12 protein-coding genes are annotated in these 11,314 nt (G+C 38.0%); 10 read left to right on the top strand and 2 right to left on the bottom strand.

All coding sequences use genetic code 11. The features are described 5' to 3' along the window. The first annotated feature begins 237 nt into the window (after nt 1-237). The 9 genes from pyrC to I6F45_RS12090 all read left to right on the top strand — a co-directional run bounded on the left by pyrC (nt 238) and on the right by I6F45_RS12090 (nt 9,109). Nucleotides 238-1,290: a dihydroorotase gene (gene pyrC / locus I6F45_RS12130; protein ID WP_165740288.1), complete on the top strand. Its 1,053-nt coding sequence runs from the start codon at nt 238-240 to the stop codon at nt 1,288-1,290. Between the two features lie 440 nt (nt 1,291-1,730). Next, complete coding sequence (locus I6F45_RS12125) at nt 1,731-1,934, top strand: cold-shock protein (protein ID WP_002961702.1); 204 nt, start codon at nt 1,731-1,733, stop codon at nt 1,932-1,934. Nucleotides 1,935-3,031: 1,097 nt separating this feature from the next. Next, on the top strand, nt 3,032-3,802 hold the full coding sequence (locus I6F45_RS12120) for a DUF3450 domain-containing protein (protein WP_024590812.1): 771 nt from the start codon (nt 3,032-3,034) through the stop codon (nt 3,800-3,802). Nucleotides 3,803-3,808: 6 nt separating this feature from the next. Continuing rightward, entirely contained in the window at nt 3,809-5,173 is a 1,365-nt protein-coding gene (locus tag I6F45_RS12115) for a MotA/TolQ/ExbB proton channel family protein (RefSeq protein ID WP_007583865.1), read from the top strand. Further along, on the top strand, nt 5,173-5,697 hold the full coding sequence (locus tag I6F45_RS12110) for a MotA/TolQ/ExbB proton channel family protein (protein WP_002961709.1): 525 nt from the start codon (nt 5,173-5,175) through the stop codon (nt 5,695-5,697). Before I6F45_RS12115 ends, I6F45_RS12110 begins: the two co-directional genes overlap by 1 nt. A 14-nt stretch (nt 5,698-5,711) precedes the next feature. Continuing rightward, the gene (locus tag I6F45_RS12105) at nt 5,712-6,116 is read left to right on the top strand and encodes an ExbD/TolR family protein (protein WP_007583867.1); all 405 of its coding nucleotides are present in this window, start codon (nt 5,712-5,714) and stop codon (nt 6,114-6,116) included. Further along, nucleotides 6,116-6,733 carry an energy transducer TonB gene (locus tag I6F45_RS12100; RefSeq protein WP_165728220.1) on the top strand — a complete coding sequence of 206 codons (618 nt, stop codon included), beginning with the start codon at nt 6,116-6,118 and terminating at the stop codon, nt 6,731-6,733. Before I6F45_RS12105 ends, I6F45_RS12100 begins: the two co-directional genes overlap by 1 nt. A gap of 11 nt (nt 6,734-6,744) precedes the next feature. Continuing rightward, on the top strand, nt 6,745-8,004 hold the full coding sequence (locus tag I6F45_RS12095; protein ID WP_165728221.1) for a tetratricopeptide repeat protein: 1,260 nt from the start codon (nt 6,745-6,747) through the stop codon (nt 8,002-8,004). Between the two features lie 61 nt (nt 8,005-8,065). Further along, nucleotides 8,066-9,109, top strand: a complete 1,044-nt coding sequence (locus tag I6F45_RS12090) for a hypothetical protein (RefSeq protein ID WP_165742005.1) — start codon at nt 8,066-8,068, stop codon at nt 9,107-9,109. A gap of 16 nt (nt 9,110-9,125) precedes the next feature. On the opposite strand, the gene I6F45_RS12085 is transcribed toward I6F45_RS12090, so the two are convergent. Both I6F45_RS12085 and I6F45_RS12080 read right to left on the bottom strand, forming a co-directional pair. Beyond that, the gene (locus I6F45_RS12085) at nt 9,126-9,452 is read right to left on the bottom strand and encodes a TraR/DksA C4-type zinc finger protein (protein WP_024590816.1); all 327 of its coding nucleotides are present in this window, start codon (nt 9,450-9,452) and stop codon (nt 9,126-9,128) included. A gap of 61 nt (nt 9,453-9,513) precedes the next feature. Further along, complete coding sequence (locus I6F45_RS12080) at nt 9,514-10,494, bottom strand: tRNA-dihydrouridine synthase (RefSeq protein WP_007583877.1); 981 nt, start codon at nt 10,492-10,494, stop codon at nt 9,514-9,516. A gap of 225 nt (nt 10,495-10,719) precedes the next feature. Here I6F45_RS12080 and I6F45_RS12075 point away from each other — a divergent pair, with 225 nt between their 5' ends. Next, nucleotides 10,720-11,253 carry an HvfA family oxazolone/thioamide-modified RiPP metallophore gene (locus I6F45_RS12075; RefSeq protein ID WP_197160630.1) on the top strand — a complete coding sequence of 178 codons (534 nt, stop codon included), beginning with the start codon at nt 10,720-10,722 and terminating at the stop codon, nt 11,251-11,253. Nucleotides 11,254-11,314: the final 61 nt, after the last annotated feature.

Raw genomic sequence — 11,314 nt, 5'->3', positions numbered from 1 at the left:
TCTTAGATTTTGTACAAAATAAAGCGATGAGTGGTTTTAATTGGCTGTAAATTATTATGACGAATGACTTTAATTAATTGTAAGTAATAACAATGGCTAATCCCAATTGAATTGGAGTATTAAGCTTTAATTACACAACTCGGTAATGTCATCAACATATGCATTATTTTTAATAAAATCTTTACTCGAAAACATCATATGCCTATGATCGGATAAATTCAGCCTTGGAACAAAGTAATGACAAGCAATAATACAAACTCTGTAACAACCCTTACTATCACTCGCCCAGATGACTGGCATGTACATTTACGTGATGGCGACCAGCTAAAGGATACTGTACGAGACATTAGCAGATACATGGGTCGCGCTATTATTATGCCAAACCTTGTTCCGCCGGCAACATGTACTGATACCGCTCTTTCTTATCGAGAACGTATTATGGCAGCAGGCCCACAAGGTGCCTTTGAGCCTTTAATGGTACTTTACCTTACTGATAAAACGACACCAGATGAAATAAAGAAAGCAAAAGCAACGGGTAAAATAGTAGCTGCAAAATTGTATCCTGCTGGCGCTACAACCAATTCTGATTCGGGTGTTACATCAGTCAAAAATATTTACCCGGTTTTAAAAGCAATGCAAGAAGTAGGTATGTTGCTGTTAGTACACGGAGAAGTTACTGATTCATCAATCGATATTTTTGACCGTGAAAAAGTATTTTTAGAGACGATTTTAGGGGATGTGGTAAGTGACTTTCCTGAACTTAAAATTGTACTAGAGCATATTACAACTAAAGATGCAGTAGAGTTTGTAGTTAATGCACCTAGCAATGTAGCAGCAACAATTACAGCTCATCATTTACTTTATAATCGTAATCATATGTTAGCGGGTGGAATTCGCCCACATTATTACTGTTTGCCAATCCTCAAACGTAACATTCACCAGCAAGCATTAATGGCCGCAGCTATAAGTGGAAATAAAAAGTTTTTCTTAGGAACTGATTCTGCACCACATTATAAAGATAAAAAAGAAGCTGCTTGTGGTTGTGCTGGTGCATATACGGCTCATGCCGCTATTGAGTTATACGCTGAAGCATTCGAAGACGCAGGAGCTTTGGACATGCTTGAAGGATTTGCAAGCCACTTTGGTCCTGACTTTTATGAGTTGCCGCGTAATGCCGATACAATAACATTACAAAGAAAACCATGGGACGTACCTGCAAGTTATACCCTAGGCGACTCTGAAGTTGTGCCTATAAAAGCAGAAGATACTATTGATTGGTCTGTTAAATAGTTAATATTTTATATTTAAACCAAAAGCCGCTTAATTTTTAAAGCGGCTTTTTTGTTTGTATTTTTGATGTTATTGAAGCGTTGTTTGACAGTATTGCTGTTGTAGAGGGCTTTTATACGCGTTTATAGCAATATATATTACAATAATACTTTATAGTTTTTGCTTGGAAATTAGTCAGTTAAAGGCGATTTAAAACAAATTTATATTTTTAATAAATAATTCCCAATTAATAGAGCGAAAAAAAATATAATGTGTTAATCTTACCTTGCTTTGAGTTTTTATGTATTGAATTTACGGATATTGTGCTGCGTTTAAGGTTACCGGTTAGGTTATTACTTGTTCCTGTACTGTACCTCCATATTTTTGAGCATTGACTCAGGGAGGATATTGCCATAATAATATGGCTGAATTTTAATTATTGACTTACAGGAAAATTTAGTATGTCGGTTACTGGTAAAGTAAAGTTTTTCAACGAAGCTAAAGGCTTTGGTTTCATTGAACAAGAAAATGGTCCTGACGTGTTTGTACATTTCAGCGCAATCACTGGTTCTGGTTTTCGCACTCTTAGCGAAGGTCAAGCAGTGACATTCAGCATCAAACAAGGTCAAAAAGGCCCTGAAGCTGAGAACGTAGAAGCAGCATAATTTATTATGTGAACTCTAGTTCATCTTGGTGAAGCAGGTCTCTGTTTCACCATAATTCCTCTCTATGTACATAATTAATAAAATCCTTCTTTTTAAATCCTTGAACACAAATTTCATATATTCTTAAATCTTCTATTTTAATACAAACCCAAAATTCAATTATCTGAATAACTTATACAATCGAACCACTTTCTATCGCATTTAAAACATCCCTTACAATTTATCCAACTGATCCGATACTTATATACATAAAAATGATGCCAAATAACAATCTGTGTAAATTTTAGTGTAAGTCTTGCTAGTGCAATCAGGTTGAAGTTTTGTACTTTAACTATAAATGGGCAAGGGAACCTCTATAGGCCTCTGATAGCTTATTATGGAAGCGTTAGGCATCATTTATAGTCCATTATTATTAAAGTTGAGCAACTTTTTGTGATTAACTTTGTTACTAAATAAATTTAACTGTTAAATAGTATTAATGAGCACTCTAAAGCGGTAAATGTAACTCGTCTAATTATCGAAAGCTATTTGGCTATTTCAGGCCTTGCTAAAAGAAACTTATTATTACTATTTATGGGAAACACGTTTTATAAATGGCTTTAGGTATTGCGTGCATAAAGCAAGGTGGGCGGTATTAGAGATTATCCAGTGTTGTTTTTTTGTGCGACAAATGGTTTGTTTTTTCAGATGAAGTGTTATTGGGGAGATAAAATGTGCTGAAATCGTTTAAAAAATAACTTTTGTTATATCTATCTATATTTTTTTTTGTTTTTTTTCAGTGCGAATTCAGCTTTGGCTAAATGTTGCAATAATGTTGTTTTATGTCAGTACAATGCGAATAAATACACCCCTCAAAAGGCTTTAATCGAAATATTAAGCAAAAGCTTAGTTGCAATAATGTTAACAGTTGTGTGCTAGTACTTTTGTTTAAGCATTAACTTAGCTATTTATTTGCAGAGATTAGTAAACATCAAGTTGACAGCGCTAATTGCATTTAGCATTATTGGAAGGTTGATATCTATTAAAAGATATCAGGGTTGTTCTCTTCGGAGGATAATTAAATTATAAAAGTAACATTACTTAATTGGTTGGGAACTATGTCTGTTAAAATCAGAAAGAGTCTTGTAGCAACTGCGTTGGTTGGCGCATTTGCATTTGCAAGCAGCAATGTGATTGCAGATCCTTTGAATGACGTGCAAAAAGCAGGTCAACAAATTCAAAAGGCTGCGGTTAAGTCTCAAACTAAAATTGACAATGTATATGGTCAAACTCAGGAGCTAATCGCTGAGTACCGTAGCGTTGTTGATGAGACTGAACTTATGAAAGTGTATAACGATCACGTGTCGCGCTTGGTTGATAGCCAAAACGCGTCTATTGAATCGTTTGATCGTCAAATCGCTACGATTGATAACACGAAACAAAACGTTGTGCCTTTGATGTATCGCATGATCGATACGCTTGAGCAATTCATCAAAGCGGACGTTCCATTTAATCTAGAGACGCGTTTAGGACGTGTTGAAAGACTACGTGAAATCATGGTTTCTGCGTCTGTAACGACGTCTGAAAAATTCCGTCAAGTACTTGAAGCTTACACTATTGAAACAGCATACAGCTCACTTGTATCTGCTTCACAAGGTACACTAGAAGTTGATGGCAAAAGTATTAACGTTGATATCGGTCAGTTAGGTCGTATTACTTACGTTGCTCAGTCTTTTGACTTGAAACATGCTTGGGTGTGGGATAACAACACTAAACAGTGGAAAGAATTAGGTGAAGAATACCTAAAACCTGTTAAAGAAGTTATTCGTATGGCGCGTAAGCAAGCGACATTAGAACTTGTTAAACTACCTATCTTTGGCGCGGAGTAATCAATAATGAAGAAACTATTTAAAGGTTTTGCTGTTGCCGCAGTACTAACTGTTTCTGCAGGTACCGCGTTAAATGCACATGCAAATACTGGAGCTCTAGATAAAATACTTGAGCAAGTAAAGCAAGAGCGTATCTCTGAAGGTAAAATCGATAAGAAACGTGAACAAGAGTTCTTATCAGATCGTGCTGACAAGCAATCTTTACTTAATAAAGCTAAAAGCCAACTTGCTTCTGAGAAGTCTCGTGGTGAAAGCTTAACTAAGCAATATGCACAAAATGAAAACACGTTAGCTGAAAAAGAAGCCGCTCTTCAAAGTGCTCAAGGTACTTTGGGTGAGATGTTTGGTGTTGTACGTCGTGCAGCTCAAGACGCTATCGGTTCTATCGAAGCATCACTAGTTAGTGCTGAGAAACCTGGCCGTGCTGAAATCTTACGTTCATTAGCTGCTGCTAAAGAACTTCCTACAGTTCGCGAACTTGAAGAACTTTGGATTTCACTTCAAACAGAAATGACTGAATCAGCTAAAGTTTCAACTTTTGAAACTGAAGTTGCTGGTCTTGACGGTAACCCGTCAATGAAGAAAGTAACGCGTATCGGTAACTTTAACTTAGTTACAGACGATGGTTACTTAATTTATTCACCAGAAACTAAGTCTATTCAGCCTCTAGGTAAACAGCCTGATAGCTATATTTTAGACGGTATCACTGATCTTGAAAATACATCACCAGATAACTACGCTGGTGTTTATATCGATCCGACTCGTGGTGCTATCTTACGTATCAACACTCAAAAAGCGACACTTATGGAATACTTCCATCAAGGTGGCGTAGTTGGTTATATCATTACAGCTTTACTAGCTTTAGGTATGCTAATTACTCTAATTCGCTTTGTTGACCTTACACTTACTACTAGTAAGATTAAGAGCCAGCTTAAAAATGTTGCTACACCGAATACAAATAACCCACTGGGTCGTATTCTTAAAGTGTACCATGACAACAAGAACCAAGATGTTGAAAACCTTGAGCTTAAACTTGATGAAGCGATTCTACGTGAAACGCCACGCATCGAAGCTGGTATCAACATAATTAAGATTCTTGCTGCAATCGCACCGTTACTAGGTCTACTAGGTACAGTAATCGGTATGATCTTAACGTTCCAAACAATCACATTGTTCGGTACGGGTGATCCGAAGATCATGGCAGGTAACATCTCTCTAGCACTTGTAACTACAGCGCTAGGTCTAATTGCTGCATTACCACTAATTCTACTTCATGCTCTTGTAGCTGGTCGTAGTAAGTCGGTATTACACATCCTTGATGAGCAAAGCGCGGGTATCGTTGCTACTCACGCGGAGAAGGAGAAAGCCTAATGCTAGTCCTGATGGAGATATGGGAATCTATCAGGGATTTTGTTGGCACAGGCGGCCAGGTTTTATACGTGGTCGCGATAGCACTCTTTCTGATGTGGGTTTTAATGATTGAGCGCTATTGGTTTCTACTTGCAGAGTTTCCTCGCACAGCGAAAGAAATTGTAGCAAAGTGGGATGCCCGCCAAGACACTACGTCTTGGTACGCACACAGAATCCGTGAAGCATGGATTTCTGAAGCGTCTGAAAAATTAGATCAGCGTATGTTGTTGATTAAGACATTAGTAGCTGTTTGTCCTTTAATAGGCTTACTTGGTACTGTTACTGGTATGATCTCGGTTTTTGAAACCATGGCCAACCAGGGTACGGGTAATGCACGCTTAATGGCATCAGGTATTTCAATGGCAACAATCCCAACAATGGCTGGAATGGTTGCGGCACTATCTGGAGTATTTTTTAGCTCACGTCTTGAGACAAAAGCTAAAATGGTGAAAGCCAAACTTATTGATAGTATGCCTCATCACTAGAGAGAGAATTAAATATGGCACGTAAACAACGTTTTCGTGAAGAAGAAGAAGCAGCGGTTGATATGACGCCAATGCTTGACATCGTATTTATCATGCTTATTTTCTTTATCGTAACTACATCGTTCGTTAAAGAGGCTGGTATCGAGGTCAATAAACCAAAAGCTGCCCAAGCTACTAAGCAAAAAAATGCTAACATTTTTATTGCTATTCGTAGTAACGGCGAAATCTGGGTTGATAAACAACAAATTGATGTTGAACGTATTTCAGCAAAAATTGAAAGTTTATTAGCAGAACAACCTACTGAAGTTGTGATTATACAAGCTGATAAAGAAGCTAAACACGGCACAGTGGTTAAAGTTATGGACCAGATTAAAGCGACGGGTGACAACCTTAGAATTTCAATAGCTGGAGATCAGTAATGATTCGTTTTCTGTTTTCACTGATTGCAGGTGGGGCAGTTACTTTCGGCTTGTTCTACTTCATGGCCTTCCTCATCTCTGGTGGGGCTGACCGTAATACGGAACAAAAAGAGCAGATCATAGTCGAAATAATGACGAATCCGCCTGAATCTAAGGTGCAGGAGAGGAAGCGTGTACCGCCTCCTCCTCCACCACCGCCAAAGCAGCCGCCTAAACCGCAGCCGCCACAGCCGGAAAATAATAATCCAAACCCTGGTGCTATGTCATTTAACATGGGTAGCATTGATGTTGGTAGTTCAGCTGGTGGACTAAGTGGTCCTGGTGCATTTGGACGAGATGGTGATGCGACACCTATCGTTCGTATAGAACCAAAATATCCAACGCAAGCAGCACGTGATGGCAAAGAAGGTTGGGTACAACTTTCATTCACAATTGATGAGTTAGGTGGAGTGATTGACGTTGAAGTAATTGACGCAGATCCAAAACGTATCTTTGACCGTGAAGCTAAACGCGCACTGCGTAAGTGGAAGTACCGTCCTAAGATCATTGACGGAAAACCACAGAAACAACCAGGTTTACAAGTTCAATTAGACTTTAAACTTAACCAAGGCAACTAAGGAGGCGAGTAATGAGAAATTTTTCTAAAGTAACTGCTCTTGCGATTCTTATGTCTGTGTCGGGTGCTACTTTAAGTGCATCTGTTTTAGCAGCGCCAGATTACGCAAAGATTGAAGAGCGTAAAAAAGCAAAAACTAAAATCATGGGCGAGCGTACTGGTAAAAAGGTAATTAAAGCATTTGACTTGTACAACGAAGAAAAAGTTGATGAAGCAATTGTTTTGCTTAGAGAGATTGAACCTTCGAATGACTTTGATAAAGCGACCGTAAATCGTTACTTAGGTAGCATGTACGCTCAAAAAGAAAAGTATGACGAAGCGATTAAGTACTCTAAGCAAGCAGTTGCCCCTGATGTTTTAAACTTTGCTGATCAAGAACAGACTCTAAAACTGTTAGGCGATTTATACGCCGGTACTGAAAAGTATCAAGAAGCCAAAAAAGCTTATGTAGCTTGGATGGACTTCACTGGCCAAGAAGATCCTACGGTTTATACACGTATCGCTCAAGCTAACTATCAGTTAGAGCAATTTCGTGATGTTTTTGAACCAGCAGATAAGGCAATTAAACTTCAAAAAGAACCTAATAAAGGTCCTTACCAATTAAAACTGGGTGCATACTTTGAACTTAAAGACTATGCAAACATGGTTAAGATTGGCGAAGAGATTGTTCGTGTATGGCCTGATGATAAAAAAGCTTGGGTTAGCTTAGGTAAATATTACCTACAAACCGAAGACTATCAAAAAGGTTTAGCAACGATGGAAGTTGCTTACAAGAACGGTTACTTTGAAAATGAAGTTGAGTATAAAGTCTTATCTAACTTTTACTCTCTAAACGAGATCCCTTTTAGAGCAGCTGTAACGCTAGAAAAGGCCGTTAAGAGTGAAAAAGTAAAACGTACAAAGCAGAATGTTAGCGCGATTGCTAGTAACTATCATCGCTCTAAGGATCTAGAAAAAGCTGCTAAGTACTACGAAGAAGCTGCTAAATTTGATGACGACGCTGAACTTTACCGTAAAGCTGGTTCATTACTTTTACAATCTGAAAAATTCAGTGCTGCTGTTGTTCGTTTGAACAAAGCATTAGAGCTTGGCTCTGACAAAAAAGGTACTATTTATTCAGATTTAGCTGAAGCGTATTACTATCAAGGTAAGTATAAGCAAGCATATGCTGCAATTACTAAAGCTATGGATGACCCTCGCACACGTAAGTTTGCAAAGGGTTGGTCTACATATATTAAAGATAAAGCCGCTCGCAACGGTGTTAAAATTTAATTTTAATTAGCTAAAGCAACTTATAAAAAGCCCCTCTGGGGCTTTTTTTATTGGAACTACTATGTATAAAAAGCTCTCTTTTTCATTACTACTGTGCTTATTTTTAGCTGCATGTTCAAAGCAGCCTCAACCTTATGAGTCATTTGAAGACGCACAAGTTGCTTTAAAAACTTTAAACATGGCACTTGTACAACCAGACGCTAAAAAAATCGATAGGATTACTAAAGAGCAATTGGTCTTTTCTGATGCGTATTTAGTTAAACGTCATTCTATTTATCAGAACCTAATGGGTATGGAGCTTAATCTCAATCAAATTGCACAAGTAAACTACTTGGTTATTGCAGAGCGCTTTCCTGAGCGCTATTTTAATTGGCCGGCTCAAGTAAACGTATTAAAAAACATGCTTGCTTTTGAGGGGTCAAAAAGTACGCCGGATAATATTATTACTTGGCTTAAGTTAACCCAAGATACGCTAGACAGTGCTAAACAAAGCAATTTAAAGCTGAATAAAATTGAGCTCACACTACTACAAAGCTATGTATTGAGTGCGATAGGTAGTAATGACGTTCAACCAGCGCTTAAGAGTCATATAAGAGCTTTTAGCGATTATTTAGCTAGTTACAAGCCTAGAGGTAGTGTTGGTCTGAGAGGCCTGCCAAATGGGTCACAGTGGTATCAGAGCAAACTCAATTACTTTAGTGGCGAAGTACATTCACCGCTAGAGTGGGTTACTCTTTTAAATGAAAATATAAAAGTATTAGATCGTGTTGCAATCGATAGTAAATTGTCTATTTCTCATAAAAAATCGTTTTTAGTGCAGTATCTATCGAATGAAAAATTAATTGAAGGGCTTGATTGGCAGGCTGATTATCACGACTTACCTGCAATGGCGAGTAATATGAACATGTCTGATAAAGATAAAACATTGATGCTTGCAATGATGGAATCAGATATTGGCATTCATTACCATGCGTGGACTTTGCCACAGGCAAAGGTAAATCTTATGAAACGCTTAGAAATCACCCAAGAAGAGGCTCAATATTTAGTTGAAGATATAATACTCTACCCAGGGCAATCATTTAGCTTTATACAACAAATTATATAATGATTTGAAAGTGCGCTTATTGTGCGCACTTTGTACACCGTTGAGTTGCGGGGTCTAGTTCAAGTGATTTGGCTGGTATTTTTTCTTCACAGTCGCAGCAGTAGCCATATTGCCCAATTTCTATTTGGCTGACCGCCGCTTCTAATTTAGTCATGCGACTGATCAAAAACGCATACTCAGGACCTAGCTTCTCTGCTGCACAGTCTAACCATTCATTGTTTGCTGTATTATCTAAAATTTGTATTAAATGCTGATGTGTAGGGTAGGCTGATTTAGAAAGCATAGTTAATATATTTAATTTAATTTGTGCTATTTCATCGTTTAGTCTTTTTTGATGATGCATTATCAGTACAACCTTATTAAATTGGCTTCACGTTATACTGATATTATCTAGAGGCTTTAGGTTAGCCGTTATGATTTGAATCAAGTTGCGGTGCTTTGGCGTATTTATTTAATACGCTTGCCACATCTTCTTTACTTTTTAAACGCCTGATTTCATCAAATAAATCGATCGCTTGCGGGTATTGGCGTTTAAGGTAACCTAGCCATTGCTTTGTACGAGAAGCAAAATACTTTTCATCTTTTGCAGGGTCTTGATGAATAGCAGAGTGGATTAAGTGATAAATAATATGCTCCCATTGAAGGCCATCATATTGTTCATTATTTACATGAGCTTTAATTTTTTTTGCTAAATCAGGGTGCGAAAGGGCGCCACGACCAAGCATCAAATCAGTACATCCACTTCGTTTTTGGCAAAGCATTGCGTCCTCAACTTGCCAAATTTCACCATTGGCAACAACGGCAATATTTTTATCTTTTATTATTGGTGGAATTTTTTCCCAATAAGCTGGCGGGTTATAACCATCACGTTTGGTTCTGGCGTGTATAGCTACACTATTTGCGCCTGCACTTACCACAGCATCAACAATTTCTTGGCTGTTACTGTCATCATCAAAGCCTAAGCGAATTTTTGCACTTACTTCATGTTTATCATCTACAGCATCTCGGACTGCTTTAATAATCGTATACATGTGGTCAGGATCTTTAAGCAGTACAGCACCCCCTCGACTACGATTAACGGTTTTTGCTGGGCAACCAAAGTTAAGGTCGACCCCATGAGATCCTAAAGCAATTGCTCTTACTGCATTTTCGGCTAACGGATTTGCTTCTTGGCCGAGTAATTGAACACGCACAGGAGTACCTGCTCGCGTAAATCCATTATTATGTAGTTCAGGGCAAAATCGATGAAAAACTTTATCAGGTAAGCATGTTTCAACCACTCTTACAAACTCGGTAACGCACAAATCGAACCCACCAATGTCTGTGAGTAATTGGCGCATTTTAAAATCAACGACACCTTCCATAGGTGCTAAAACAAGTTTCATAAAGTGATTAATTTTGATAAAAAACTGGACGCATAGTTTACCTGTAAATCACACATTGATAAATCTGTAATTACCAACCATATTTAATGTAGAAACCGCAAAAGTAAATATTATGAAAATAAATGAAAGTTTTTATTCTTGTACAGGTCTACTTAAGCATACAAGCAATTTAAAATACATTTTTATTGCTGAGATTTACAATACTTGATTAAAGAGAGTCACAAAATGAATACAGTTAAAAAAAATACAATCGCGTTAACTTTAGGTGCAGTAGTTGTTGGCTCTGCAAGCTTTGTATCTGCAGATGTACAAGCCAACCCATTTGAGTTTCAACAATTAGTGACAGGTTACCAACTAGACGCTAAAGAAGGTAAGTGTGGTGAAGGTAAATGTGGCGGCGATGCTAAAGATGCAAAAGCTAAAACAGAAGGTAAGTGCGGCGAAGGTAAATGTGGCGGCGATGCAAAAGATGCAAAAGCTAAAACAGAAGGTAAGTGCGGCGAAGGTAAATGTGGCGGCGATGCAAAAGATGCAAAAGCTAAAACAGAAGGCAAGTGTGGCGAAGGTAAATGTGGCGGCGACGCAAAAGATGCAAAAGCTAAAACAGAAGGCAAGTGTGGTGAAGGTAAATGTGGCGGCGATGCAAAAGATGCAAAAGCTAAAACAGAAGGCAAATGTGGTGAAGGTAAATGCGGCGGCGATTCTAAAAAAACTAAAAAAGAAGGTAAGTGCGGCGAAGGTAAATGTGGCGGTCGTTAATATCTTATTCTAAATAAGTTATGCTAAAAGGGCCTTAAGGCCCTTTTTTGATAAGTTAGAG

Origin of the sequence: Pseudoalteromonas sp. SWYJZ19 (assembly GCF_015864375.1) — a bacterium.
GTDB classification, from domain to species: Bacteria; Pseudomonadota; Gammaproteobacteria; order Enterobacterales; family Alteromonadaceae; genus Pseudoalteromonas; species Pseudoalteromonas arctica.
This window is presented reverse-complemented; position numbering and strand designations above follow the sequence as displayed.